The following is a 23,481-nucleotide window of genomic DNA, read 5'->3' on the forward strand; positions in this document are numbered from 1 at the left end:
TGCATCCCGGAACTGGGCCCGCAAGGCCGCTGTGCTGTTTCTTCCGATCGCGCTCGGCGCCTGCGCGCAATATTCTCAGCAATACAGCATGACCACACCGCCGTCCGGAACCGGGCCGCTGGCCTGGGACGGTGCCGGGCAGGATCCGAATGCCCCGCCGCCACGGCGCCATGCGCGCAACACGTCACCGGCGGTCGCGGAGACGCAATTGTCGGAAGCGGATGCGGACGACCGGCTGGCGCGCAAGCTCGTGATCTGCAGCACCTGCATCAAGCGGACGCCGGCAGTGGCCGCCGCGCAGCAGACCAATCGTCAGGACGTCGCCAGCAACCACTAGCGGCTGACGCGGAGCGCGTTGCTGCCGTCCGGCCTGCGGGCCTTAGTTAGGCCACGATGTCGTTCGATGCGCAGACCCATGTCGTTCCGAAGAATGTCGTTCCGAAGACTCATTGTTCCCGCCGTCGTCGTCGCGCTTGCGGCCGCCATCCTGATTCATGTGGGCGGTTCGCGGGCGCATGCGCATGTGCCGTCGCATTGCGGCTTCTGGACCTCGATCGAGGCCGGATTGTCCTGCAGGTGACCTCCTGCGGGCGCCGGCAATCCGGGAAAAGCGTTCTGGACGCTTGCCCGTCCAGCCAATCGCCACTATACGTTCGCCCGTCGCAGCCGTTCGCCGGTAGCGGCCAGTCCGGCGCATCTCACGTCTAACGTATTGATTTGCCGGGAGTTTTGCTCCCTTCGTCTATCGGTTAGGACGCCACCCTTTCACGGTGGAGAGAGCGGTTCGATTCCGCTAGGGAGCGCCATTGGCAGCTTAAGCGCCTGATTTTTCCCTGGTTGTCGATGATTTTCCCAGCCGGCCAAAATGGTTTGGGAGTTTTCCTCAATTTCATTGAAGCGGATGACGGCGCGTCGACCACTGCGGCGACGATCGGACTAAAGCACCTTGCGAAGTTTGAGAATGATGATGCCGGGCCGGGGGCGAGGATCGGCGTGATCGAAAAACGCTTTGCTATTCATCACATCGATATAGTTGTTCGATGACCGTTCATAATGCCGCTCGACTTCGATGCTCATCTCTGGGTGAAATTTCTTACCGATGCCCCAGTCGATTGTGATCGGCTCAGCAATCGTCGCCGCGTGGTTAGTATCGACGCCCAGCAAGAATATTCCACCCTTTGCTACTACTCGCTTGATCTCCGCGATTGTTTGATCGAGATCATCGACATGGTCGAGCGCATTGAAGCAGGAGACGATATCGAAATGGCCGTCCGGATAGGGGATACTTTCGGAATGAGCCGTCACATATGTCATCTTGTGGCTATCAGTTCCCAGCTTTTGATAGAGGTTAGCCAGCGGGTCGAGGCCAACGCGTTCGATCGTCATGTCGGCCCACTCTAATGTACCAAGTGGGCCGCAGCCGATATCGAGCACTCTCTTGCCGCGATAATCGTCTAAGGCCAGATCAACCAATTGGGTGAAGCAGGGTTCATAGATGCCGGACATTCGTTGCTGAGCCCGCAGTTTCATCCAAAACGCGAACTCGAATGCGCGTTTGGCGAAAACGTCGGCGTTGATCGCTTTGAGCGTCGGCAAGAGGCGGTCCAGTGAGCGCGCCAGCATCGGCACAAGCCTTTCTCTATCTCTATGGGCGAGCCGTCAAAACCACGGTCCGTCCGCCGGTGCACGGCCGTCGCCCCCCTTGGGGAAAGCATAGGTTCGAGTGAGTTTCAAAGGCGCGCGTGGATTACCCCATTTGCGTGCCACCCTTGCCGCCGCCAGGGAGCGCCATTACGGGCCGAACCGGAAATCCGGCCAATTGAACGGATTGTCTTTCGGGTGGAGGCTTTGCCGCGCCGTCCCCGCGGGTGTGAACAAGCCCGCAATCGCTGCAATCCGCCACGATTTCGCAACTCTTTGGTAAGCCCGCGGGGATAGGCGTGTGCCCGGGGATGATGTGATGGCTCTTGGGTCCAAGAAACGCGAAACGCGCAAATCGCTGCGTCAGTCCGGCTGGATCACGCTCGATGGCGGGTTCGCCGCGCGGCCCTGCGTGGTCGAGGACATGTCCTCGACCGGCGCAAAAATCACGGTCCAGGACAACAACACGCTGCCGGCCAAGCTGCGGCTGGCGTTTTCGCGCGACGCCCGGACCGGGCGCGCCTGCGAGGTGGTCTGGCGCGAGGGCAGGACGTTCGGCGTCAAATTCGTGCGCTAGCCTCTTTGGGCCCCGCGCGATAAAAGGCCGGATGCGCAAGACCTGTTTCGCCGTCATCGCCGTCCTGCTTCCCGCCGCAGCGCTCGCGCAAGCCGGCGATCGCCGCACTTTCCAGACGCCGCCCGATGCCGGCAGGACCTTGCCGTCAAAATCCGCGACGCGCAGCAATCCTTGCGCGTCGTACGGACCGGGCTTCGTCAAGGTCGAAGGCACCGACACCTGCGTGAAACTCGGTGGCGCCGTCAGTGTTGGCGCCGGGATGTCCAGCGGACGTTGAAACATGATCCGGAAAAGTGCGAAGCGGTTTTCCGAAAAGATTATGCTCTGACCGCCTTGCCGCTCAGGACATCGGCGGCGCGACGATGCGCACAAAGGCCGGCCGCTGCGCGATCTCGCCGAACCAGCGTTCGAGATTGGGCAGCTTCGGCTTGGTGAGGCCCTCGACGCCGAACCAGCGCCGCGCAAAGGCGCCGATCGCGATGTCGGCGATCGTGAACTGATCGCCCTCGATGAAGCGGTGCGTTGCAAGCTGCGCTTCGGCGACGCGCCACACCACGGCCTCGGCATCGGCGTCCTTCTGGATCTTGACCATGTCGCGCTGCTCCGGCGGCGTGCGCACGATCCCCCAGAACACGGGGCGGTCGACCGGCTGCAGCGTCGACAGCGTCCAGTCGAGCCAGCGGTCGACGGCGGCGCGCAGCTTCGGCGCCTGCGGGTAGATCGGCGAGCTCTGGCCGTAGGCCATGCAGAGATAGCGCATCACCGAATTGGATTCCCACAGCACATAGTCGCCGTCGACCAGCGTCGGGACGCGGCCGTTCGGGTTCATCGCGAGATAGTCAGGCTGATCGTTCTTGCCGAACTGCATGCCGGCATCGATGCGCTGATAGGGCAGGTCGAGCTCGGCGAGACACCAGAGCACCTTCTGCACATTGACCGAATTGGCCCGGCCCCAGATCGTCAGTTGCGGCTTGCTGTCCATCACGCGATTCTTCCCGCTGTTGTGCTTTGCGCGCGTTCTTAGCCGAACAGTCGGGGAAAAGCGCGCGGTGAATTGTATCGAGTGCAAAAAAAAGAGGCTCCACCGCATCGCGGCAGAGCCTCGCTCATACGCAGCATCAAAACGCAGTCACCGACCGAACAACAACCACAGCACGATGATCACCGGGATCGGCACACCCAACAGCCAAAGCAAAATTCCCTTTCCCATCTCGTTACCTCCTCGCATTCAATGTATGAGGAGGCAACTTCAACGGTTGCGACACGTTCCTAGAGATCGTCCCGCCTAGAGATTGTCCCGCCCGTTACCGGTGGAGACGTGCAGACAGGAACGTGCGCTCGGGTGCGGCGTTTACTTTCGCGCTCTACCAGTGACCGGTGTTGGGCATCGAGGCCCACGGTTCGGCCGGCGCCTTCGGATCGCCTTTCTGCAGGATCTCGATCGAGTGCAGGTCGGGCGAACGCACGAACGCCATGTTGCCGTCGCGCGGCGGACGATTGATGGTGACGCCCATCTTCATCAGCTTCTCGCAGGTCGCGTAGATATCGTCGACCTCGTAGGCGAGATGGCCGAAATGGCGGTCTTCGCCGTACTTCTCCTCGTCCCAATTGTAGGTCAGCTCGACCAGCGGCGCGCCGCGGGTCTGCGGCAGGGACTTGAGCAGATGGAGGTCTTCCTCCGCGCAGAGAAACACCAGCGTGAAGCGGCCCTTGTCATTGTCGATGCGGCGCACTTCCTTCAGCCCGAGTGCGTCCTGATAGAATTTCATCGCGACATCGAGATTGCGGACGCGCAGCATGGTGTGGAGATAGCGCATTGTTGTCCTCCTGGCAGATTCAGATTCTTGCAAAGATGCTTGTTTGGGCGGGATGGTCGGGGACGAAAACTAGCAGCAAATCGCATCGAGGGGCAGCGCTAACGTGCGGGGCTGCCCCGCTGCCGTTCGTGCTTTCCCGCCATTCATGATCGCGATTGCGTGAAGGCTCGAGGGAATCTCGTCAGGTCGATGGGCCGTGCCGCGCCTCCCTGCGCTGAGCGATGTTCCGGATCGCAGAGGCCATGAACCAGATGACGAGAGCGAACAGCAGGCCGGCGTAGAGGCCGAAAAAGGGGCGCCAGGTGTTGCCGCTCAGGTATCGCTCGATCTCGGCGAACTGAAAAAATCCGATGCTGCCGAACCAGATCAGCCGCACCAACCATTTCCACATGATCGGCGCGAGATCGGCTGACGATTGGTCTTCTGACATGGGCTGTCCCTGATGCCACGCCTTGCTAGCAGTCAGGGGTTGCCGCCCAATTGGCGCAGTATCTAAATTTATGCGCCGCCGCATCGCCGCAAGCATGCTCCGCACGTGATACGAGAAAGCCCCGCCCAGGAAAATTCCAGGAAAATTCCAGGACAGGGCTTTCGTGGTCGAGCCTTGGAGGCACGCGCCTCTATCTCATCGAATGCTCATCCCCGCCAATCAAGGACGCGCGAGGTTGGACATCCTCTAAAAAAGCAAAACCCCGCGAGCGGGCTCGCGAGGTCTGATGCCGACCGGCCTTGGGGAGATCGTGCCGGCAACCAAGCATACAATGTCGCAGCGGACAGAAGGTTCCCGGGGCCGGAAAATAGAAAGCCCCGCAGGCTGGATGCGGGGCTTTCCCAGTTGACGGACTGGGGATCTCTCAGGGCGTGAGCCGTCAACTGTTGGGGATCAAACTTAAGGTTGAATTCATAAAATGCAACAGCGCCGCGTAGACGGAATATGTTCGTCCCACAGCGCTGCGCCGGATGCTGGGCCCTGAAATCCCCAGTGCCGATATGTCTTCGCTGCGCGCAAAAGGTTCAAAGGAAAGACCCCGCGAGGGGGATTCGCAGGGTCTTGCAAAAGCCGACAGGGCGGTGATCTTGCCGGCACCACTCGTGTGATCGCCGTTCCGCTCGTCAATGTGGCTTCGGCGGATTGGTTCCTGACTTTGAAGCGCCGGCTGTGCCACGCGTCGTCGTGTCCTTTGTCTCGGACTCGTTGGCTCGCTTCACATCCATGCCCGTGGTGTCCATCGCACCTTTCGGTGTGGCCCCGTTGGTGTTTTCAGGCCGCTCCATGCCGCTCTGCGGGGCGGGACCCGCATTCTGGGCGAACGCTGGGCCGCATATCAGGGCGAGAGTACCGACGACGATAAGCCTGTTCATGGCTGTCTCCTGGTTTCAGTGGAGACGACCCGCAGGTCCTGGAGTGGTTCCTCTGGCGATCGAACCTGCGCTGGCCCGCATTCCGCTGGCGCTGCGTTCACACCTTGATGTCGAGCATGGTCTCGACGGCATCACGGTCGGCCTTGTTCTTGGCGGCGAAGACGTCAAGAACATCGGCGCTGATGATGCGCGGCTGCTCCTTCGCCGTCTGATCGACGACGAGCTGCACCCTGGCTTGCGTCACTTCGACAGGTACGGGGTAAATGAGCATGGCTCTCTCCCTCCGGCGGTCCGAACCTTGTCAGGGCTTTCTTAACGAGTTGTTAGCGTCTGGATCCGCGCTTTCGGCCCGAATCGGCGACCGGGCGGTATCGGCGTGCTCGCGCGCCGCCCGGCTTGGCGTCATACTGCCAGCCCTTCAGGACCGGACGGCGCGATCGATGCGGAACGGGCTCTATTCGATCCATATCCATATGACCGACGGCGTGCGCGGCCGCGACAGTGGCGTCCTGATCCTGCGGGATGGTCTCCTGATCGGCGGCGGGCCGTATTTCTGGTCGATCGGCGCTTACAGGGCCGGCGAGGGCACCTGGAAGGGGCACCTCAGGACCAACCAGCATTCCCCGTTTTCCGATCCGTTCGCCCGGCCGCTGTTCGCCGGGCACGAGGTGACGAGCGGCTTCTCCGGCACCTTCAGCGGCGACGAGGCCGAAGCGTTCGGGACCGTGCTGGTCGGAACCCGCAGCCTGAGCTTCCAGGCGACCCTGAAACGCCTGGCGGACGCCTGATCGGGCGAGGCTGTGGACGAGTGTGCGGCAAGAGCCGAAGCCTGTTGAGGAAACGGGCTTACGGCCCCTGTGAATTTGCTGCGGACAAGCGCTGGATATGTTGTGGATTCCACTGCAGCCGGCGACCAGGACGTTCCCATCGGCGCCATACCGGGCCACCGCTAACCCTACCGAGTTAGGTTAAGAGTGGCATTGCGTTGTCACCACCTGCGATTGCGCTAGGGATGGTTGCAGGTGACAGCCATGACGCCATCGTTCCATAGCGCTGACCGACCGACCCACCGGCGTGTGATGGTGGTGGGCCTGCTGTTCTGTTCCGCCTTTGTGGTGATCAGCTTCTGGCTTCGGCCGCAGCCGGACAGTGGCAAGGTGCTCGTGAAGGCGGACCGGCTGGTCCGCACGGCGGGAGAGGCGCGCAAGGCAAACTGAGGCGCAGCACTTCGCGGGGGCGACGCCGACGCTCAGTCCGGCAGCTTCCCGTTCGGATGCTTGTGATACATCGCGATGCCGATAAAGCCGGCAAAGCCCATCACGTTCAGCAGCAGTTCCATCCATGCCGGCATCGATGCCAACCTCGCTTACATCACAGCTAATCACTGAGGTTGTGTTTTTGTTCCGGCGCTAACCGATGGTAGCTTTGCGCTATCGCATGGCTGGGGAACCGGAACAGGCGTTTTGCTGCAACCATCCCAATCCGCTCGCGTTGGTGCACATAACAACGTGAGGAGGTTGCCCATGAAAAAGACATTGGCAGTTTTGGCGACGGTTGCGACGGTTGGCGCGACGATGGTCAGCGCGCCGGCGCAGGCGCGCCATATCGGACCTGGCCTGGCGTTCGGTCTGGCTGCCGGCGCGCTCGCAGCTGGCGCAGCCGGTGCGTATTACGGCCCACGCTATTATTACGGGCCCGGCTACGGCTATTACGGCCCGCGCTACGGCTACTACGACGACGGTTACGCCTATTATCGCGGCCCGTATTATCGGCACCACTACTATCGCCACTATTGGTAACGGCGACGAGCCCGGAGCACACCGCTCCGGGCTTTCTCATTCGTGCGTCATGATGCGATAGAGCGGGAACGCGCGCGCATCGGCCGTCTGGGGAGCGCGCGTGGACGACATCAGGCGCTCTTGCGTTGAGATCCGCTCCAGACGTTGCCGAGCGTGTTGTCGTAATACTCTTGGCGATCGCGCTCGAACTTCTGCTGGGTCGCCCTAAAGCTGGCGATGCGCGCGACGATCTCCTCGCGCTCGCGCGCGACGCGCTCTTCCAGATCCGTCATTGCCCATCCTCATCGTATTGGTCCTATCCCGCGCGCATTGGCGTGGGCGAATTGGGCGTCAATGCGGAGCAGGCCGTGCAGGAATGTGATGATGCTGAGGCGGCAGGCGGCCTGATCGCTCGCGTCACGGTCGAGCTCGCAATCGGTGCGGCCGTGCTATAGTCGCGGCGACCAACCGGATCGTCTTCAGTGATTGCAAAAGACTCGATTGCAAAAGACCTGCGCAGCGGCGTCGAGCGGCTCGGCAACATGATTGCCGAGGCATCGTCGATCGTGCCGTTCACTGGGGCAGGCATCTCCACCGAGTGCGGCATTCCCGACTTCCGCTCGCCCGGCGGGCTGTGGACCCGCAAGCGGCCGATCCCGTTCGACGAGTTCGTCGCCAGTCAGGAGGCGCGTGACGAGTCATGGCGGCGCCGCTTCGCGATGGAACCGACATTTGCGGCTGCCAAGCCGGGGCGCGGGCATCGTGCGCTCGCGTCGCTGTACCGGGCAGGCAAGGTTCCCGGCATCATCACCCAGAACATCGACAATCTGCATCAGGCGTCGGGCTTCAAGGCCGATGACGTCATCGAGCTGCACGGCAACACCACCTACGCCCGCTGCATCGGTTGCAGCAAGGCCTACGACCTCTCGTGGGTGAAGCTGCACTTCGACAGGGCCGGTGGTGCGCCCGACTGCGCGGAGTGCGGTGATCCGGTGAAGACCGCGACGATCTCGTTCGGGCAGTCGATGCCCGAGGATGCGATGCGCCGCGCGACGGAACTCGCAAGGCATTGCGACCTGCTGCTGGCGATCGGCTCTTCGCTGGTGGTGTGGCCCGCCGCGGGCTTTCCGATGATGGCCAAGGAGAGCGGCGCGCGGCTCGTGATCATCAACAACGAGCCGACCGATCAGGACGACATCGCCGATCTGGTGATCCGTCACGACATCGGCGACACGCTTGGTCCTTTCGTCGGCAACTGACGCCGGATTGATTCGCGGCTGTGCAAGCCTGTTCATAGTTCCCGCAAGAATCGTTTTTTAGCTATGCCCGGGAAGCGGGAGTGTTATCTTTTGGTTGAGAGATTCGCGCAGCGTCCAAATGAGTTGGTCATGGAAAGCAGCGTGTACTGGGTGCGCCGCAACGTCGGCGCTCTGCATTTGATGTGTGGGGTCCGGGGTCATGGGGTCGGACGGATTTGAGTCCAAGAAGCTCGGCGGGCCGCCGATAGGCGGAGTTGGGCAAAGCAGGATTGGACAAGGCGAGTACGGCAGCGGGCCGCGCGATCCGGCGATGGATGCCTTCTCCGGTCTCGGCGACGCCGCGGCAAACCTCGTCGAAGTCTCCGGCGTCATCAAATGGTTCGACGCCTCCAAGGGATACGGCTTCATCGTCCCCGACAATGGCTGGCCCGACATCCTGCTGCACGTGACGGTGCTGCGGCGCGACGGCTATCAGACCGCCTATGAGGGTGCGCGCCTCGTCGTCGAGTGCGTGCAGCGCGCGAAGGGCTACCAGGCCTTCCGCATCGTCTCGATGGACGAGTCGACCGCGATCCATCCGGCGCAGATGCTGCCGCCGCGAACCCATGTCACGGTGACCGCGACCAGCGGGCTCGAGCGTGCACAAGTCAAGTGGTTCAACCGGCTGCGCGGATTCGGCTTCGTGACCTGCGGCGAGGGCACGCCCGATATCTTCGTGCACATGGAGACGCTGCGCCGCTTCGGCATGACCGAGTTGCGCCCCGGCCAGTATGTGCTGGTGCGGTTCGGGCCCGGCTCCAAGGGCATGATGGCCGCCGAGATCCACCCGGAGACCGGTCCGTCGGCGCTGTCGTCGCACTAAAAGGCATGATCCGGAAAAGTGCGAAGCGGCTTTCCGAAAAGATCATGCCCAATACAACGGTCGTCCGCCCTGACGGAAACGTGAGCCGCCGGCGAGCCTCCAGGGCTCTGGCATTTGCCGCAATCATCGGGTTAGGGTCCGCCGGAAAATCTTCCCCGGTGTGAGTATTTGTCGATGAATTTCGATCGCGTGGTTGGGCGGCTTCGCCCGTGGCTGGTGGCCTCCCTCGTCATGATGTTCGGCGCGCTGCTGCTGGCCCCGGCCGCGCAGGCAGCCAGCGTCCAGCCGCTCGAGATCGTCACCAAATCGGGCGTGCACGTCTTCTCCGTCGAAATGGCGACCACCGAGCAGGAGAAGGAGACCGGCCTGATGTACCGGAAGGAGCTCGCGGACGGCAAAGGCATGCTGTTCGACTTCACGCCGGAACAGGAAGTGTCGATGTGGATGAAGAACACCTACATCTCGCTCGACATGATCTTCATCCGCGCCGACGGGCGTATCCTGCGGATCGCCGAGAACACCGAGCCGCTGTCGACCAAGATCATTCCGTCGCGGGGGCTCGCCAAGGGCGTCCTCGAGGTGATTGCCGGGACCGCGCAGAAATACGGCATCCAGCCCGGCGATCGGGTCGGCCATCCGCTGTTCGGCGGTCACTAGGTTTCTTGACGCGATTTCGGGACGGAAACCGCCGCCGATTTCGCGGCCCGAAGCCCGTCACCGGTGCCTTGCTGGCGCTGGCTGAAGCGTGTATCCACGGGGCTTCTCGGAAATGTCGGGGTATAGCGCAGCCTGGTAGCGCGGCAGTTTTGGGTACTGCAGGTCGTTGGTTCGAATCCAGCTGCCCCGACCATCCCATCGCAAAGCTTGATCGAAAGAGCTGACCGGGCAGGCTGTGGCTTGGCCGCGCGGGACTACGTGCACAAGCAAACTTCGATCGAGATTGTCTTGCCTGACGCAACAACGCCGCCCGGACGGAATATCTTCGTCCGGACGGCGCCGTCGAATACTGGGCCCTGAAATCCCCAGTGCCCATGGGTCGCCTCGGCGGGAAATAGGTTCAACGTTGTGCTGCCTTGCCGCAGTCCGGTGGTGAGTCATCAGCCGCGATCCCGAGCGGATGTGGCTTGCCGATCACGCGCGCGGGCTGGCAGGGTAGTCCAGCCTGACAAGACCAATCCGCGAGGAGGCACCATGGCGCGCAGACTGATCGATATCTCCGTTCCCCTGCAGAACGACGTTCCGGCCGATCCGCCCGGCAACCACCCGACCATCCAGTATATCGACCATCAGCAGGGGCTGCCGCGCATGCTGCAGTTCTTCGATGGGTTGAAGGCTGCGGATCTGCCGGACGGGCAGGGCTGGGCCGTCGAGCAGGTCTCGCTCTCGACCCACAACGGCACGCATCTCGATGCGCCCTGGCATTTCCACCCGACCATGAACCGCGGCGAGCGATCATGGACCATCGACGAGGTGCCGCTGGAATGGTGCTTCCAGCCGGGCGTGAAGCTCGACTTCCGGCATCTGCCCGACGGCTACGTTGCAACCGCCGGCGATGTCGAGGCCGAACTGAAGCGTATCGGGCATACGCTGTCGGCGCTCGAGATCGTCGTCGTCAACACCAGCGCCGGCGCGAAATACGGCCAGCCCGACTACGTCAATTCGGGCTGCGGCATGGGCTATGAGGCGACGATGTATCTGCTCGAGCGCGGCGTGCGGCTGACCGGCATCGACGGCTGGAGCTGGGATGCGCCGTTCGTTTTCACCGCGAAGAGATATGCCGAAACCAGGGACGCCAGTCTGATCTGGGAAGGCCACAAGGCCGGGCGGCACATCGGTTATTGCCACATCGAGAAACTGCACAATCTCGAGCTGCTGCCGTCGACCGGATTCATGGTGTCGTGCTTCCCGGTGAAGATCGAGCGTGCGTCGGCGGGGTGGACGAGGGCGGTTGCCATCCTCGACGGTTAGGCCATGGCTCAGGCGGTTTTCGGCGGGCGAGGGAACCGGTGGACAGGCTGTTCATTACTGCAGGTTGTTGCGATACGGCTACAGCCTGAGGAGGCCGAATCTGCTCTCATGCACGCAGTAGATGCATTGGGTGATCGGGCCGCCGGCTCCTCCTCGCGTCCCGATTTCCGAAGCGTTCTCTCCCGTGACTAGAGCCCCGGCGTCTCCCGGGGCTCTTTCTTGCGCGCCATGGACTGTTGCGCGCGTCCGGGCGAGCCAAGTCCCAAAAGATTAAGTCCCAAAAGGTACCGCCCAAAAGAAAATCAGGTGCGCCGAAATCGACGCACCTGATTTATGTCTTCAATATCGCTTGTGTCGGCCGGGTGGTTGTTACCACCGGCAAACGCGAACACCACGCGGGGTCCACCAGCAACGGGGACCGACATAACCGCCGTAGTAGCCATAGCCGCGGCCATAACCATATCCGCGACCATAACCCCATCCGCGGCCGCGACCCCAGCCGCCGCGATAGCCATAGCCACGTCCGCGCCATTGTGCTTGCGCCGACGAGGTGGTGGCGCCAACCAGGATGGCAGAGGTGCTTGCGACATAGACGAACAACAAAGCGACTGCTGCAAGGCAACGAGTCAGGATATTGTAGCGTTTAGTCATTCTGAAGATCTCCAGTCACTTCCAAACATCTGAACTGATGCTGGCTGTCTCGCTTAGACGCGCGACACCGGCATCCGGTTCGAGCATGCTAAGACAATATTTTCACTAAGGTTCTTGCGAGCTTTAACGACTCTATTGAGACCAAAAGGTAAGGTCAAGTTACACTCCCGCCTGCAAAGGACGACGTGGTTGCTGCGCTCATCTTGTCGTTCATCCGCCGTTCATTCTGTTCATCTTGCATTGCATCGACTTTGCATCGACTTGGCGCCGATTTGATTTGTGCATCGCAGAAGCAGAGATTTGCGAACCGCGGAAAGTGCGGTCGCGAACTTGAAGTCGACACGATCATGTTCTCTGAGCGTTGAGAGTCCTCCCTGAAGAGTGCCCATGCCGAAACAACACACCTACGTCCTTGGTCTCAACGTCTACGACCATGACGTGAGCGCCTGCCTGCTGCGTGACGGCGCGATCGCCTACGCGATCTCCAAGGAGCGCATCACCCGCGAGAAGCACGCCTCCGGCTTCTACAAGGAAGTCATCGACTACTGCCTGTCCGCCGAGGGCATCACGCTCGACGACGTCGATCTCGTGGTGCGCAACAGCTACATCCTGCCGGTGCCCGAGATGGAGGAGCGGATGCTCCACCAGGACATGCCGGGCTTCCTGCCGATCGCCGAACGCAACGAGGCAATCAAGCATCCGCTGTTTCGTTCCAAATCCGACAAGGTGGTGTCGATCTCGCATCACCTTGCGCATGCCTACAGCGCGTTCGCGGTGTCGCCGTTCAAGGATGGCGTCGTGATGATCGTCGACGGCGTCGGCAGCTACCAGGCCGACGCGATGGAGTCCTATCCGCAGGATGCGGCCTCGCCGCTCGCCCGCGAGTCCGAGAGCTATTACAGGTTCGACGACACCAGGCTCGAATGCCTGAAGAAGGTCTTCATGGAGCCGGCGCGCGGTCTGTTGTCGGACGAGTTCTACAACATGCCGGGTCTCGGCGCGCTGTACAGCCGCGTCTCGACCTATGTGTTCGGCGACTGGAACAAGTGCGGCGAGCTGATGGGGCTTGCGCCCTATGGCCGCCGCGAGCAGGTCGGCCATCTGCTCGAGATGAAGGACGGCAGACTGCACGTGCCGTTCTGGGGCGCCGACAACCAGCAGCCCTTCGTGCTCGACAGCGGCAGCTGGGACAAGAGCCCGACGATGCGGCACTGGGAGGATATCGCCTGGCGGGTGCAGGACGACACCGAGAACGTGCTGCTGGCGCGGGCGCGCTGGCTGCGCGAGAGCACCGGCGCGAAGAACCTCTGCATCGCCGGCGGCGTCGCGCTGAACTGCGTGGCCAACGGGCGGATCGCGCGCGAGGCCGGCTTCGAGAACGTCTGGATCCAGCCCGCCGCCGGCGACGACGGCATCGCCATCGGCTGCGCCTATTACGGCTGGCTGGAGATTTTGAAACAGCGCCGCTCGTTCGTGATGGACCATGCCTATGTCGGCCGGCGCTACAGCGACGCCGAGGTGGCGGCCGCGCTGCAAAGCTTCCTGGTGCGCATCCAGATCGATGCGAAGCGCAGCGACAACATCTGCCGCGACACCGCGAAGCTGCTTGCCGACCAGCGCGTGACCGGCTGGTTTCAAGGACCCTCCGAATTCGGGCCGCGCGCACTCGGCAACCGCAGCCTGATCGCCGATCCGCGCAAGGCCGAGATGAAGGACATCCTCAACAGCCGCGTCAAGCACCGCCAGGCGTTCCGGCCGTTCGCGCCGATCGTGCTGGCCGAGCGCATGAAGGAGATCTTCGAGGGTGAGGAGGACTCGCCCTACATGCTGATCGCAAAGCCGGTACGGCCGGAGTGGCGCGACAGGATCCCGGCGATCGTGCATGTCGACGGCTCGGCGCGGGTGCAGAGCGTCCGGGAGGAGACCAACCCGATGCTCTATCGCCTGCTGAAGGAGTTCGAGGCGCTGACCGGCGTGCCGGTGCTGATCAACACCTCGTTCAACGTCAAGGGTGAGCCGATCATCGAGACGCCGCAGGATGCGGTGAGCTGCTTCCTCACCACCGGCATCGACAACCTCGTGCTGCACGACACGCTGGTGTCGAAGACCGCCATGCACAAGGTCGTGACGCCCGTGATGACGACGTTCGGCGACGTTGCCACCATCGTCTCCTCGACCACGCAGGACCCCAGCCGCGGCGGAAGCTAGAGCAAGATGAATTGAGATCGAAGCGCTTTGGCGACGCACTCGCTTCACCTCTCCCCGTTGGGGAGAGGTCGATTTGCGAAGCAAATCGGGTGAGGGGGCGCAGCTCTAACGAGAGACCGTGACCCCTCACCCGGCGCTACGCGCCGACCTCTCCCAAGGGAGAGGTGAAGCTCCGCTGCCGATCCAGTTCAACCAAACGCGAAGCGTTTGCGCGACCATGCTCAACTGGGAGGGTTACGCCGCCTTCGCCGGCGCCGCGGGTTTCTGTGCCGGCGGCTTGATCGGCTTGTCCTGCCGCTTCGACCACGAGATGTAATAGGCCACGATCGTCATGATCGCGATGCCGGAGATGCTGACGAAGATCTGTGCGAACAGCGAGCCCGAGCTCATCGAGAGCTCGAAATGTCCGACAAAGGACAGGAACACGCCGACGCAGAACACCGCGAGCGACTGCTGGCCGCACACGATCAGGGGATCGAACACCTTCCACTCCAGCGCCGACCAGTCCTTCGGGACGAAGCGGATCACCAGCACCGTGATCACCACGAAGTGCAGGAAGCGGTAGGGCGCGAGGTTGGTCTTGTCGTTCGGGTTGAAGGCCGAATACAGCCAGTCCGGGAACATCGCGCCGAAGTCCGGGAAGCGGCCGGCCATCGTCATGATCAGCGCGAAGATCATGTAGGCGATGCAGAACCACAGCGTGTAGCGCGAGTTGATGATGTGCATGTTGGCGCGCGCGCCGCCCATCGCGCACCACGAGCCGAACACGAACAGCACCTGCCAGGCGAACGGATTGAAGTACCAGGTGCCGGCCGGGTAGGCGGGCAGGTTCCAGCCGAAATGGCGCGAGACCAGCCAGAGCGCGAGCGAGGCCAGCATGGTCCAGTTCGGCCGCCGCAGCATGAACCACAGCACCGGCGGGAACAGGCCCATCAGCACGATGTAGAGCGGCAGCACGTCGAGATTGACCGGCTTGAACTTCAGGAACAGGCCCTGGCGCAGCGTCTCGGTAGCGTTGTCGACGAGACCGGCGACATTGAACTCGTTGATGATCTCGGAATCGCCGAAGCGCAGCGCCAGATAGCTGATCGAGGCGATGTAGATCACGAACAGGATGATGTGGGCGACATAGAGCTGCCAGACCCGCTTGGTCAGCCTTGTAGCGCCGACGATGAAGCCGCGCTCCAGCATCATGCGGGCATAGACGAAGGACGCAGTGTAGCCGGAGATGAAGACGAACAGGTCCGCGGCGTCGCTGAAGCCGTAGTTGCGCGTCGTGATCCAGTTCACGATGTTGTCGGGGATGTGATCGAGGTAGATCGCCCAGTTCGCGATCCCGCGGAACAGGTCGAGCCGGAGGTCACGTCCTTTTTCGGGCAAATGAGCGTGGATTTCCATGGGGGCGCCGCTTCCTCGAGGTGATGCTGTCGAGAAGACCGCGCTATGGCAATCTGGCCCCGCGGGCCCAAAGGAGAGCCTCCGGAGCGCCCCCGGGGCCAGATTGTCACAGCGCGGTAGAATGACTATACCGGTCCGGCGAAGGCGACCTCCGAGATCGAGGAATCACCGATCAGTTCGTTGAACGGTGTCTCTATACTATCCCGACGGTTTCCTTCAAATCGCTTCCATGTTGCACATCCCACGGGGCCGACCATCCATGACCGCACGCATTTTTAAGCCCGCCAAAAACGCGATGCAATCGGGACGTGCCAAGACCAAGGCGTGGCAGCTGGACTACGAGCCGGAGCAGCCGCGCACCGTGGAGCCCTTGATGGGCTGGACCTCGTCGACCGACATGAAGCAGCAGCTCACGCTGCACTTCGATACCAAGGAGGAGGCGGTGGCCTATTGCGAGCGCAAGGGCATCGCCTACCAGGTGATCGAGCCGAAGGATTCGGCGCACCGCCAGATCGCCTATGCGGACAATTTTGCGTTCCGCCGCTGGGAGCCGTGGACCCACTAGTCGGGCCCCATTGACCGAACCGACTGGTTCGACCAACCCGGGCCGGCGATCGGATCAGCCCGCCTGGCTTGGCGCGGCGAGGGCGCCCGGAATCGGCAGCGGCGCATCCTTGGAAACGCCGAGCACGGGAAAGCTTCGAATTTTACGCACGTTGGGCAGGCCGGCGAATTGCAGCAACTGCTGACGCATGTCGTCGACGCTGGGCGCGACGCATCTCAGCATGAAATCGGCATCGCCCGAGATCCGCCAGCATTGCAGGAACCGCGGCACCTCCGCCACGGCGGCCTCGAACGCCTCGATCGCAACCAGGTTCTGGCTGTCGAGCTGGATCAGGACGAAGGTCGTCACCTCATAGCCGAGCAGCCGTTCGTCGAGCGTGGCGCGGATCGCCTGCACCACGCCGCGGCTGCGCAGGGCGCGGACCCGACGCAAGCAGGGAGGGGCCGTGATGCCGACCCGCTCGGCGAGCTCGTTGATCCTGATCCGGCCGTCGCGTTGCAGCTCGGACAGGATCCGCAGATCGATGTCATCGAGCTGTGGGCGCTCTGTCACGGTCACGAACCCGCCACTGCGGTCCGCGGACCGTTGCTGCCGTGGCTCGCCTGGCTGGCCGCGGTCTGCGGCGCAACGCCCGACAGCACCAGCTTCTCGTGCGCTGCGATGATGGCGTCGCGGGTCAGCCGGCCGCCGGGCCGGTACCAGGTGCACAGCCCGGTCAGCAGCGCCAGGATCGCGAAGGTCGCGACCTGGATGTCGACGACCTCGAACACGCCCTCCGACGCCCCGTCGGTGAGGATCTGCGCCAGCCGCTGCTCATAGGCGCCGCGCAACGCCACCACGGCGTCGTAGTTCTTGGCATCGAGGCTGCGCAGCTCGGAATTGGCGATGAAGACCTCGCGCTTGCGGGTCATGTGATAGGTGACGTGGAAGGCCACGAAGGCGCGCAGCCTCTCGACCGGATCGGCCTTGCCTTCCAGCGCCTGATCAAGCTCGCGCAGCAAATCGTTGATATGGTCCTGCACCAGATCGAACAGCAGGTCCTGTTTGGTTGAGATATGATTGTAGAGTGAGCCCGCTTGGATGCCGACCTCGGCGGCAAGCTGGCGCAGGCTCATGGCTTCGTAGCCATGCTCGAAGATCAGGCGCACGCCGGCCTTGCGGATCGCCTCCAGCGTCGTGGGGCCATGTGAGCCGATCGTGCGTGCCATCGGGGCCTCGGAGGGATGTTGGCTTGTCAGGGAGTGCCGGAAACAAGCGAACGACCGTATGTTTATCGCATGAAATCCCAGTGAATTCAATGAACTGCGGATTTCATGCAGCAACCTTAGCACAGTCGCTTGCGAAGCCAAGAAAAAAACGTATGATCGTTTAATTGCAGGATGAATCTCACGGGAGGGATCATGGCCTCGAACCAGGCGGCAATCTTCAATTTCGACCTTGGCGAGACCGCGGACGCGATCCGCGAGACGGTGCATGATTTCTCGACCAACGAGATCGCGCCGCGTGCCGCCGAGATCGATCGTTCCAACAGCTTTCCGCGCGACCTCTGGCCGAAGATCGGCGCGCTCGGCCTGCATGGCATCACGGTTGAGGAGGAGTATGGCGGCTCGGGCCTCGGCTATCTCGAGCATTGCGTCGCGGTCGAAGAGATCTCGCGGGCGTCCGCCTCGGTCGGACTGGCCTACGGCGCGCATTCCAATCTCTGCGTCAACCAGATCCGCCGCAACGGCAACGAGGCGCAGAAGCGCAAATATCTGCCGAAGCTGATTTCGGGCGAGCATGTCGGCTCGCTCGCGATGTCGGAGCCCGGCGCCGGCTCGGATGTGGTCTCGATGAAGACGCGGGCTGACAAGAAGGGCGACCGCTACATCCTCAACGGCAACAAGATGTGGATCACCAACGGTCCGCACGCCGAGACGCTGGTGGTCTATGCCAAGACCGATGCCAACGCCGGCCCACGTGGCATGACCGCCTTCATCATCGAGAAGGGCATGAAGGGATTCTCCACCGCGCAGAAGCTCGACAAGCTCGGCATGCGCGGCTCCGACACCTGCGAGCTGGTGTTCGAGGATTGCGAAGTGCCGGAGGAGAACGTGCTCTCCGAGGTCGGCCGCGGCGTCAACGTGCTGATGAGTGGCCTCGACTATGAGCGCGCGGTGCTCGCGGCAGGGCCGATCGGCATCATGCAGGCCTGCATGGACGTGGTGCTGCCCTACGTCCACGAGCGCAAGCAGTTCGGCGAGCCGATCGGCTCGTTCCAGCTGGTGCAGGGCAAGATCGCCGACATGTACACCACGATGAACGCCTCGCGCGCTTACGTTTACGCGGTGGCAAAGGCTTGCGACCGCGGCGAGACCACGCGCGAGGACGCCGCCGGCGCCATCCTCTATGCAGCGGAGAAGGCCACCCAATGCGCGCTGGATGCGATCCAGCTGCTCGGCGGCAACGGCTATATCAACGACTATCCGACCGGCCGCCTGCTGCGCGACGCCAAGCTCTACGAGATCGGCGCCGGCACCAGCGAGATCCGCCGCATGCTGATCGGCCGCGAGCTGTTCGCCAAGACGGCCTGAGCCTCGCAACGGCCGTCGCGCCCTCCGGCGCGGCGGCCCGCTTCCCCAAATCCCGTCGGCTCCTCCAACGAAACGTGCAACACCGATGCCGCTTCATTCGACGATTGATCCCACGTCTTCTGAATTCGCCCGCAACGCCGACGTGATGCGAGGCCTGGTTGCGGAGCTCCGCGACAAGCTCAGGCATGTCGCCGGCGGCGGCGGTGAGACCTCGCGCAAGCGCCACACCTCGCGCGGCAAGATGCTGGCGCGCGACCGCGTCGATCTGCTGGTCGATCCCGGCACCGCGTTCCTCGAGCTGTCGCCGCTCGCCGCCAATGGCCTGTACGGCGGCGACGTGCATTCGGCGAGCGTCATCACCGGCGTCGGGCGCATCGCGGGCCGTGAATGCATCATCGTCGCCAACGATGCCACCATCAAGGGCGGCACCTATTACCCGATGACGGTGAAGAAGCATCTGCGCGCGCAGGACATCGCGCGGCAGAACAATCTGCCCTGCGTCTACATGGTGGATTCCGGCGGCGCCTTCCTGCCGCTGCAGGACGAGATCTTTCCCGACGAGCGGCACTTCGGCCGCATCTTCTACAACCAGGCCCAGATGTCGTCGCAGGGCATCCCGCAGATCGCGATCGTGATGGGCTCCTGCACCGCCGGCGGCGCCTATGTGCCGGCGATGTCGGACGAGAGCATCATCGTGCGCAACCAGGGCACGATCTTCCTCGGCGGCCCGCCGCTGGTGAAGGCCGCGACCGGCGAGGTCGTCACCGCCGAAGAGCTCGGTGGTGCCGATGTGCATTCGAGGCAGTCGGGCGTGACCGATCACTACGCGCAGAACGATGCGCACGCGATCGGGATCGCGCGCCGCATCGTCGGCACGCTGAAGCAGCCGGCGAAGGCGGCGCTCAATATGCGCCCGCCGCAGGAACCGCTGTTTCCCGCCGAGGAGGTCTACGGCGTGGTCTCCGCCGACGGCCGCAAGCCGTTCGACGTGCACGACATCATCGCGCGGATCGTCGATGGCTCCGAGTTCGACGAGTTCAAGAAACTCTACGGCACCACCCTGATCTGCGGCTTCGCCCATATCTGGGGCTATCCGGTCGGCATCATCGCCAACAACGGCATCCTGTTCAGCGAGAGCTCGCTGAAGGGCGCGCATTTCATCGAGCTGTGCTGCCAGCGCGGCATCCCGCTGGTGTTCCTGCAGAACATCACCGGCTTCATGGTCGGCAAGAAGTACGAGGCCGGCGGCATCGCGCGCGACGGCGCCAAGCTGGTGACGGCGGTTGCGACCGCCGGCGTGCCGAAATTCACCGTCGTGATCGGCGGCTCCTACGGCGCCGGCAATTACGGCATGTGCGGCCGCGCCTACAGCCCGCGCTTCCTCTGGCTGTGGCCGAACGCCCGCATCTCGGTGATGGGCGGCGAGCAGGCTTCGATGGTGCTGAGCCAGGTGCGGCGCGACGGCATCGAGGCCAAGGGCGAGAGCTGGTCGGCGGAAGAGGAAGACAAGTTCCGGGAGCCGATCCGCGCGCAATACGAGAAGCAAGGCAATCCGTATTACGCCACGGCGCGGCTGTGGGATGACGGCGTGATCGATCCCGCCGACACGCGTCTGGTGCTCGGGCTCGGCCTGTCGGCCGCCGCCAATGCGCCGATCGAGCCCACCAAATTCGGCCTGTTCAGGATGTGATCATGGACCGCTCAAAACTCTACCGGCGTTTCCGCACGCTTCTGATCGCCAACCGTGGCGAGATCGCCTGCCGCGTTATCCGCTCGGCGCGCGCCATGGGGCTGCGCACTGTCGCGGTTTATTCCGAGGCCGACCGCGACGCGATGCATGTCGCGCTCGCCGATGAGGCCGTGCTGCTCGGTCCTGCGCGAGCGCGCGACAGCTATCTCAATATCGAGCGCGTCATCGCGGCGGCCAAGGAGACCGGCGCGGAGGCGGTGCATCCCGGCTACGGCTTCCTGTCGGAGAATGCCGAGTTCGCGCAGGCCTGCCTCGACGGTGGTTTGGTGTTCGTCGGCCCGACCGCCGGGATGATGACGGCGATGGGCTCGAAGTCCGGCTCCAAGGCGCTGATGGAGAAGGCCGGCGTACCGCTGGTGCCCGGCTATCACGGCGAGGCGCAGGACGAGGCGATTTTGGCCGAGGCCGCGAACCGGATCGGCTTCCCGGTGCTGGTGAAAGCGTCGGCCGGCGGCGGCGGCCGCGGCATGCGCGTGGTCAATTCGGCGGCCGAACTCACGGCCGCGATCACCAGCGCCAAGCGCGAGGCCAAGGCGGCGTTCGGCGACGACCGCATGCTGATCGAGAAATACGTCCAGAACCCACGCCACATCGAGGTGCAGATCATCGGCGACAGCCATGGCAATCTGCTCTCGCTGTGGGAGCGCGAATGCACGCTGCAACGGCGTCACCAGAAGGTGATCGAAGAGGCGCCGTCGCCGACCCTCAACGCCGCGCAACGCGAGACGGTCTGCGAGGCCGCTCGCAAGGCCGCCGGTGCGGTCAACTATGTCGGCGCCGGCACCATCGAGTTCGTCTCCGACGGCAAGGACGTGTTCTTCATCGAGATGAACACCCGTTTGCAGGTCGAGCATCCCGTCACCGAGTTGATCACTGGCGTCGATCTCGTGGAATGGCAGCTGCGCGTCGCGTTCGGCGAGGCGTTGCCGCTGAAGCAGAATGAGATCAAGCTGAACGGGCATGCCATCGAGGCGCGCGTCTACGCGGAAAATCCGCAGAAGAACTTCATGCCTTCGGTGGGCCGCATCAAGACCTGGCGGACGCCGCCGGACGGCGACGGCCTGCGCATCGATGCCGGCTATCGCAGCGGCGATAACGTCTCGCCATACTACGACGCGATGCTCGCCAAGGTGATCGCCTGGGCGCCGACGCGCGAAGGCGCGATCGAGAGGCTCAATCGCGGGCTGGAGCAGACCGACGTCCGCGGCATCGTCACCAACATTCCGTTCCTGTCGGCGCTGGTGACGCATCCGGCGACCCGCACCAATGCGATCGATACCGGCTTCATCGAGCGCGAGCTGAAGAACCTGACGGCCGGCACCGGCGCCGCCGGCGAGTTCGAGCTCTGCGCGGCAGTGGCTGCGATCGTCAATGACGAGCAGATGGCGGCGAGGCGCGAGGCGAATTCGCCCTGGCAGGCGTTCGGCTGGATGCCGGTCGGCCGCCGCCAGCGGGTGTTCTCGTTGCGGCAAGGCCATGAGCCGCCGCAAACCATCACGCTGCATTATGGCAACGGCCCGTCGACGCTATCGGTCGGCGGGCGCGAGCTCACCTTTGCAATCTCGTCGGCCGGCGAGGATGGCTTCGACCTGACGCTCAACGGCCTCAAGTCGCGCGTCGCCTCGGTCATCGAGGGCCACGAGCTTTACCTGCGCACCCGCAACGGTCGCTTCGACCTGCACTGGGTCGATCCGTTCGGCGGCGAGAGCGAAGAGCAGGTCGGCGAGGACAAGATCGTCGCGCCGTTGCCGGGCACCGTGGTCGCGCTGCTGGCCGAGGAGGGCGCGACCTTGGAGAAGGGTGCGCCGATCCTCACGCTCGAAGTGATGAAGATGGAGCAGACCTTGCGCGCGCCGTATGCCGGTGTGCTGAAGAAGCTGAAATGCAAGGTCGGCGACATCGTCGGCGAGGGCGTCGAGCTTGCTGAGGTCGAACCTCAGGCCGCGTCATGAGCGATCAGATCCGCATCGTCGAGATGGGGCCGCGCGACGGCCTGCAAAACGAGAAGACGCCGGTCAGCGTCGAGGCGCGCATCGCCTTCGTCGAGGCGCTGGTGGCGGCAGGGCTCAACACCGTCGAAGTCGGCGCCTTCGTCTCGCCGAAAGCGATTCCGCAGATGGCGAGCTCCGATGAGGTGCTGCGCGGTGTCGGCCATATCAAGGACGCCGAATTCCATGTGCTGGTGCCGAACGAGAAGGGCTATGACGCAGCGCGTGCGGCCGGCGCCAAGGTGGTCTCGGTGTTCGCGGCGGCTTCCGAAGGCTTTTCGCGCGCCAACATCAATTGCTCGATCGCGGAGTCGATCGAGCGCTTCAAGCCGGTGCTGGCGCGCGCCAAGGCCGATGGCGTCAAGGTGCGCGGCTATATTTCCTGCGTGCTCGGCTGTCCGTTCGACGGCGAGATCAAGCCGAAGGCGGTCGCCGATCTCGCGATGACGCTGTGGGATCTCGGCTGCTACGAAATCTCGCTCGGCGACACCATCGGCGTCGGTACGCCGCTCAAGGCCAGGGAGATGCTGCGCGCGGTCGGCGCGGAGCTTCCGGTCGCCAACCTTGCGATGCATTTCCACGACACCTATGGCCAGGCGCTGGCCAACCTCTACGCCGGCATGGAAGAGGGCGTCCGCGTCATCGATGCCGCTGCCGGCGGCCTCGGCGGCTGCCCCTACGCCCCTGGCGCCACCGGCAATGTCGCGACGGAGGACGTCGTCTACATGCTCGAGGGCATGGGCGTGAAAACCGGCGTGGACATGGACAGGTTGCTGGCGACGACGAACGAGGTCGCCACCTTGCTCGGCCGCCCGCCGGTGAGCCGCGTCGCCTCGGCGCTGAACGCGAAGCGAAAGCGGCTCGGCGCGTCGTAGATTTTGGGGTGGGTATCGCTGCGTGCTACCCGCGAAGTGCTCGTTGTCTCCAGGCGGTCGCAGTCTCCAGCGGTCGCATTCAGAGCTATGCGCTGGGAAGCCCAGATTCAAGGCGCACAAGTCGCGCCCCTGGCTTGCGTAGTCCGGGCTCCCGAAGCCGAACTCTCACCCCATATGGGCAGGGTGCGGTAGCGCCTTGCGCTATCGCC

General features: G+C 63.4%; 26 protein-coding genes and 2 tRNA genes. 18 read left to right on the plus strand and 10 right to left on the minus strand.

Annotated elements, in window-relative coordinates; genetic code table 11:
- Both QMZ05_RS10690 and QMZ05_RS10695 read left to right on the plus strand, forming a co-directional pair.
- A partial coding sequence (locus QMZ05_RS10690) for a hypothetical protein (protein WP_353700724.1) occupies nucleotides 1-337 on the plus strand: 337 nt, incomplete at its 5' end.
- A gap of 394 nt (nucleotides 338-731) precedes the next feature.
- A tRNA-Glu gene (locus QMZ05_RS10695) sits at nucleotides 732-806 on the plus strand.
- Between the two features lie 130 nt (nucleotides 807-936).
- Here QMZ05_RS10695 and QMZ05_RS10700 read toward each other — a convergent pair.
- Nucleotides 937-1,623: a class I SAM-dependent methyltransferase gene (locus tag QMZ05_RS10700; RefSeq protein WP_353700791.1), complete on the minus strand. Its 687-nt coding sequence runs from the start codon at nucleotides 1,621-1,623 to the stop codon at nucleotides 937-939.
- Nucleotides 1,624-1,960: 337 nt separating this feature from the next.
- Between QMZ05_RS10700 and QMZ05_RS10705 the strand changes: the two genes are divergently transcribed.
- Nucleotides 1,961-2,218, plus strand: a complete 258-nt coding sequence (locus tag QMZ05_RS10705) for a PilZ domain-containing protein (RefSeq protein ID WP_050420322.1) — start codon at nucleotides 1,961-1,963, stop codon at nucleotides 2,216-2,218.
- A gap of 31 nt (nucleotides 2,219-2,249) precedes the next feature.
- The gene (locus tag QMZ05_RS10710; protein WP_353700725.1) at nucleotides 2,250-2,495 is read left to right on the plus strand and encodes a hypothetical protein; all 246 of its coding nucleotides are present in this window, start codon (nucleotides 2,250-2,252) and stop codon (nucleotides 2,493-2,495) included.
- Nucleotides 2,496-2,558: 63 nt separating this feature from the next.
- Here QMZ05_RS10710 and QMZ05_RS10715 read toward each other — a convergent pair whose 3' ends face one another.
- From QMZ05_RS10715 to QMZ05_RS10735, 5 genes are all read right to left on the minus strand, one after another.
- On the minus strand, nucleotides 2,559-3,200 hold the full coding sequence (locus tag QMZ05_RS10715) for a glutathione S-transferase (RefSeq protein ID WP_353700792.1): 642 nt from the start codon (nucleotides 3,198-3,200) through the stop codon (nucleotides 2,559-2,561).
- A 382-nt stretch (nucleotides 3,201-3,582) separates the two neighbouring features.
- On the minus strand, nucleotides 3,583-4,035 hold the full coding sequence (locus QMZ05_RS10720) for a VOC family protein (RefSeq protein WP_050420326.1): 453 nt from the start codon (nucleotides 4,033-4,035) through the stop codon (nucleotides 3,583-3,585).
- A gap of 181 nt (nucleotides 4,036-4,216) precedes the next feature.
- Nucleotides 4,217-4,465: a hypothetical protein gene (locus tag QMZ05_RS10725; protein ID WP_353700726.1), complete on the minus strand. Its 249-nt coding sequence runs from the start codon at nucleotides 4,463-4,465 to the stop codon at nucleotides 4,217-4,219.
- A gap of 683 nt (nucleotides 4,466-5,148) precedes the next feature.
- Nucleotides 5,149-5,397: a hypothetical protein gene (locus tag QMZ05_RS10730; RefSeq protein WP_353700727.1), complete on the minus strand. Its 249-nt coding sequence runs from the start codon at nucleotides 5,395-5,397 to the stop codon at nucleotides 5,149-5,151.
- A gap of 97 nt (nucleotides 5,398-5,494) precedes the next feature.
- Nucleotides 5,495-5,668, minus strand: coding sequence for a hypothetical protein (locus QMZ05_RS10735; RefSeq protein WP_157863264.1), 174 nt, complete (start codon nucleotides 5,666-5,668; stop codon nucleotides 5,495-5,497).
- A gap of 169 nt (nucleotides 5,669-5,837) precedes the next feature.
- On the opposite strand from QMZ05_RS10735, the gene QMZ05_RS10740 reads away from it, so the two are divergent.
- From QMZ05_RS10740 to QMZ05_RS10750, 3 genes are all read left to right on the plus strand, one after another.
- Complete coding sequence (locus tag QMZ05_RS10740; RefSeq protein ID WP_353700728.1) at nucleotides 5,838-6,185, plus strand: GrlR family regulatory protein; 348 nt, start codon at nucleotides 5,838-5,840, stop codon at nucleotides 6,183-6,185.
- Nucleotides 6,186-6,428: 243 nt separating this feature from the next.
- The gene (locus QMZ05_RS10745) at nucleotides 6,429-6,614 is read left to right on the plus strand and encodes a hypothetical protein (protein WP_353700729.1); all 186 of its coding nucleotides are present in this window, start codon (nucleotides 6,429-6,431) and stop codon (nucleotides 6,612-6,614) included.
- Nucleotides 6,615-6,920: 306 nt separating this feature from the next.
- Nucleotides 6,921-7,196 carry a hypothetical protein gene (locus tag QMZ05_RS10750; RefSeq protein WP_353700730.1) on the plus strand — a complete coding sequence of 92 codons (276 nt, stop codon included), beginning with the start codon at nucleotides 6,921-6,923 and terminating at the stop codon, nucleotides 7,194-7,196.
- A 110-nt stretch (nucleotides 7,197-7,306) separates the two neighbouring features.
- On the opposite strand, the gene QMZ05_RS10755 is transcribed toward QMZ05_RS10750, so the two are convergent.
- Nucleotides 7,307-7,468 (minus strand): hypothetical protein, encoded by a 162-nt coding sequence (locus QMZ05_RS10755; RefSeq protein WP_353700731.1) that lies wholly within the window; start codon nucleotides 7,466-7,468, stop codon nucleotides 7,307-7,309.
- A gap of 249 nt (nucleotides 7,469-7,717) precedes the next feature.
- Between QMZ05_RS10755 and QMZ05_RS10760 the strand changes: the two genes are divergently transcribed.
- The 6 genes from QMZ05_RS10760 to QMZ05_RS10785 all read left to right on the plus strand — a co-directional run bounded on the left by QMZ05_RS10760 (nucleotide 7,718) and on the right by QMZ05_RS10785 (nucleotide 14,123).
- Nucleotides 7,718-8,434 (plus strand): Sir2 family NAD-dependent protein deacetylase, encoded by a 717-nt coding sequence (locus QMZ05_RS10760; protein ID WP_353700793.1) that lies wholly within the window; start codon nucleotides 7,718-7,720, stop codon nucleotides 8,432-8,434.
- A gap of 199 nt (nucleotides 8,435-8,633) precedes the next feature.
- Nucleotides 8,634-9,296, plus strand: coding sequence for a cold-shock protein (locus QMZ05_RS10765; RefSeq protein ID WP_074126089.1), 663 nt, complete (start codon nucleotides 8,634-8,636; stop codon nucleotides 9,294-9,296).
- Nucleotides 9,297-9,470: 174 nt separating this feature from the next.
- Entirely contained in the window at nucleotides 9,471-9,953 is a 483-nt protein-coding gene (locus tag QMZ05_RS10770) for a DUF192 domain-containing protein (RefSeq protein ID WP_353700732.1), read from the plus strand.
- A gap of 116 nt (nucleotides 9,954-10,069) precedes the next feature.
- Nucleotides 10,070-10,146: transfer RNA gene (locus QMZ05_RS10775), tRNA-Pro, on the plus strand.
- A gap of 341 nt (nucleotides 10,147-10,487) precedes the next feature.
- Nucleotides 10,488-11,264 carry a cyclase family protein gene (locus tag QMZ05_RS10780; RefSeq protein WP_353700733.1) on the plus strand — a complete coding sequence of 259 codons (777 nt, stop codon included), beginning with the start codon at nucleotides 10,488-10,490 and terminating at the stop codon, nucleotides 11,262-11,264.
- Nucleotides 11,265-12,302: 1,038 nt separating this feature from the next.
- On the plus strand, nucleotides 12,303-14,123 hold the full coding sequence (locus QMZ05_RS10785) for a carbamoyltransferase C-terminal domain-containing protein (RefSeq protein ID WP_353700734.1): 1,821 nt from the start codon (nucleotides 12,303-12,305) through the stop codon (nucleotides 14,121-14,123).
- Between the two features lie 234 nt (nucleotides 14,124-14,357).
- On the opposite strand, the gene opgC is transcribed toward QMZ05_RS10785, so the two are convergent.
- Nucleotides 14,358-15,521: an OpgC domain-containing protein gene (opgC, locus tag QMZ05_RS10790; RefSeq protein WP_353700735.1), complete on the minus strand. Its 1,164-nt coding sequence runs from the start codon at nucleotides 15,519-15,521 to the stop codon at nucleotides 14,358-14,360.
- 259 nt (nucleotides 15,522-15,780) lie between these two features.
- Here opgC and QMZ05_RS10795 point away from each other — a divergent pair, with 259 nt between their 5' ends.
- Nucleotides 15,781-16,086, plus strand: a complete 306-nt coding sequence (locus QMZ05_RS10795) for an ETC complex I subunit (protein ID WP_074126096.1) — start codon at nucleotides 15,781-15,783, stop codon at nucleotides 16,084-16,086.
- 54 nt (nucleotides 16,087-16,140) lie between these two features.
- On the opposite strand, the gene QMZ05_RS10800 is transcribed toward QMZ05_RS10795, so the two are convergent.
- Nucleotides 16,141-16,638 carry an Lrp/AsnC family transcriptional regulator gene (locus QMZ05_RS10800; protein WP_353700736.1) on the minus strand — a complete coding sequence of 166 codons (498 nt, stop codon included), beginning with the start codon at nucleotides 16,636-16,638 and terminating at the stop codon, nucleotides 16,141-16,143.
- Nucleotides 16,639-16,640: 2 nt separating this feature from the next.
- The gene (locus QMZ05_RS10805; protein ID WP_353700737.1) at nucleotides 16,641-17,294 is read right to left on the minus strand and encodes a TetR/AcrR family transcriptional regulator; all 654 of its coding nucleotides are present in this window, start codon (nucleotides 17,292-17,294) and stop codon (nucleotides 16,641-16,643) included.
- 192 nt (nucleotides 17,295-17,486) lie between these two features.
- On the opposite strand from QMZ05_RS10805, the gene QMZ05_RS10810 reads away from it, so the two are divergent.
- The 4 genes from QMZ05_RS10810 (at nucleotide 17,487) to QMZ05_RS10825 (ending at nucleotide 23,272) form a co-directional block, all read left to right on the plus strand.
- Entirely contained in the window at nucleotides 17,487-18,659 is a 1,173-nt protein-coding gene (locus QMZ05_RS10810) for an isovaleryl-CoA dehydrogenase (RefSeq protein WP_074126098.1), read from the plus strand.
- A gap of 85 nt (nucleotides 18,660-18,744) precedes the next feature.
- Nucleotides 18,745-20,349, plus strand: coding sequence for a carboxyl transferase domain-containing protein (locus QMZ05_RS10815; RefSeq protein WP_353700738.1), 1,605 nt, complete (start codon nucleotides 18,745-18,747; stop codon nucleotides 20,347-20,349).
- Between the two features lie 2 nt (nucleotides 20,350-20,351).
- Entirely contained in the window at nucleotides 20,352-22,361 is a 2,010-nt protein-coding gene (locus tag QMZ05_RS10820; RefSeq protein ID WP_353700739.1) for an acetyl/propionyl/methylcrotonyl-CoA carboxylase subunit alpha, read from the plus strand.
- Nucleotides 22,358-23,272 (plus strand): hydroxymethylglutaryl-CoA lyase, encoded by a 915-nt coding sequence (locus QMZ05_RS10825; protein WP_353700740.1) that lies wholly within the window; start codon nucleotides 22,358-22,360, stop codon nucleotides 23,270-23,272. Before QMZ05_RS10820 ends, QMZ05_RS10825 begins: the two co-directional genes overlap by 4 nt.
- Nucleotides 23,273-23,481: the final 209 nt, after the last annotated feature.

This window comes from Bradyrhizobium sp. INPA03-11B (genome assembly GCF_040446015.1).
In the GTDB taxonomy this organism is placed as follows: domain Bacteria; phylum Pseudomonadota; class Alphaproteobacteria; order Rhizobiales; family Xanthobacteraceae; genus Bradyrhizobium; species Bradyrhizobium macuxiense_A.

What these genes read in the sequence shown, in the direction of transcription:
- QMZ05_RS10720 (WP_050420326.1), bottom strand. Translation starts at nt 4,035, where the DNA reads ATGCGCTATCTCCACACCATGCTGCGCGTCCGCAATCTCGATGTCGCG.
- QMZ05_RS10740 (WP_353700728.1), top strand. Translation starts at nt 5,838, where the DNA reads ATGCGGAACGGGCTCTATTCGATCCATATCCATATGACCGACGGCGTG.
- QMZ05_RS10705 (WP_050420322.1), top strand. Translation starts at nt 1,961, where the DNA reads ATGGCTCTTGGGTCCAAGAAACGCGAAACGCGCAAATCGCTGCGTCAG.
- QMZ05_RS10725 (WP_353700726.1), bottom strand. Translation starts at nt 4,465, where the DNA reads ATGTCAGAAGACCAATCGTCAGCCGATCTCGCGCCGATCATGTGGAAA.
- QMZ05_RS10810 (WP_074126098.1), top strand. Translation starts at nt 17,487, where the DNA reads ATGGCCTCGAACCAGGCGGCAATCTTCAATTTCGACCTTGGCGAGACC.
- QMZ05_RS10825 (WP_353700740.1), top strand. Translation starts at nt 22,358, where the DNA reads ATGAGCGATCAGATCCGCATCGTCGAGATGGGGCCGCGCGACGGCCTG.
- QMZ05_RS10715 (WP_353700792.1), bottom strand. Translation starts at nt 3,200, where the DNA reads ATGGACAGCAAGCCGCAACTGACGATCTGGGGCCGGGCCAATTCGGTC.
- QMZ05_RS10700 (WP_353700791.1), bottom strand. Translation starts at nt 1,623, where the DNA reads ATGCTGGCGCGCTCACTGGACCGCCTCTTGCCGACGCTCAAAGCGATC.
- QMZ05_RS10710 (WP_353700725.1), top strand. Translation starts at nt 2,250, where the DNA reads ATGCGCAAGACCTGTTTCGCCGTCATCGCCGTCCTGCTTCCCGCCGCA.
- QMZ05_RS10755 (WP_353700731.1), bottom strand. Translation starts at nt 7,468, where the DNA reads ATGACGGATCTGGAAGAGCGCGTCGCGCGCGAGCGCGAGGAGATCGTC.
- QMZ05_RS10765 (WP_074126089.1), top strand. Translation starts at nt 8,634, where the DNA reads ATGGGGTCGGACGGATTTGAGTCCAAGAAGCTCGGCGGGCCGCCGATA.
- QMZ05_RS10735 (WP_157863264.1), bottom strand. Translation starts at nt 5,668, where the DNA reads ATGCTCATTTACCCCGTACCTGTCGAAGTGACGCAAGCCAGGGTGCAG.
- QMZ05_RS10805 (WP_353700737.1), bottom strand. Translation starts at nt 17,294, where the DNA reads ATGGCACGCACGATCGGCTCACATGGCCCCACGACGCTGGAGGCGATC.
- QMZ05_RS10780 (WP_353700733.1), top strand. Translation starts at nt 10,488, where the DNA reads ATGGCGCGCAGACTGATCGATATCTCCGTTCCCCTGCAGAACGACGTT.
- opgC (WP_353700735.1), bottom strand. Translation starts at nt 15,521, where the DNA reads ATGGAAATCCACGCTCATTTGCCCGAAAAAGGACGTGACCTCCGGCTC.
- QMZ05_RS10750 (WP_353700730.1), top strand. Translation starts at nt 6,921, where the DNA reads ATGAAAAAGACATTGGCAGTTTTGGCGACGGTTGCGACGGTTGGCGCG.
- QMZ05_RS10770 (WP_353700732.1), top strand. Translation starts at nt 9,471, where the DNA reads ATGAATTTCGATCGCGTGGTTGGGCGGCTTCGCCCGTGGCTGGTGGCC.
- QMZ05_RS10820 (WP_353700739.1), top strand. Translation starts at nt 20,352, where the DNA reads ATGGACCGCTCAAAACTCTACCGGCGTTTCCGCACGCTTCTGATCGCC.
- QMZ05_RS10815 (WP_353700738.1), top strand. Translation starts at nt 18,745, where the DNA reads ATGCCGCTTCATTCGACGATTGATCCCACGTCTTCTGAATTCGCCCGC.
- QMZ05_RS10785 (WP_353700734.1), top strand. Translation starts at nt 12,303, where the DNA reads ATGCCGAAACAACACACCTACGTCCTTGGTCTCAACGTCTACGACCAT.
- QMZ05_RS10795 (WP_074126096.1), top strand. Translation starts at nt 15,781, where the DNA reads ATGACCGCACGCATTTTTAAGCCCGCCAAAAACGCGATGCAATCGGGA.
- QMZ05_RS10760 (WP_353700793.1), top strand. Translation starts at nt 7,718, where the DNA reads ATGATTGCCGAGGCATCGTCGATCGTGCCGTTCACTGGGGCAGGCATC.
- QMZ05_RS10730 (WP_353700727.1), bottom strand. Translation starts at nt 5,397, where the DNA reads ATGAACAGGCTTATCGTCGTCGGTACTCTCGCCCTGATATGCGGCCCA.
- QMZ05_RS10745 (WP_353700729.1), top strand. Translation starts at nt 6,429, where the DNA reads ATGACGCCATCGTTCCATAGCGCTGACCGACCGACCCACCGGCGTGTG.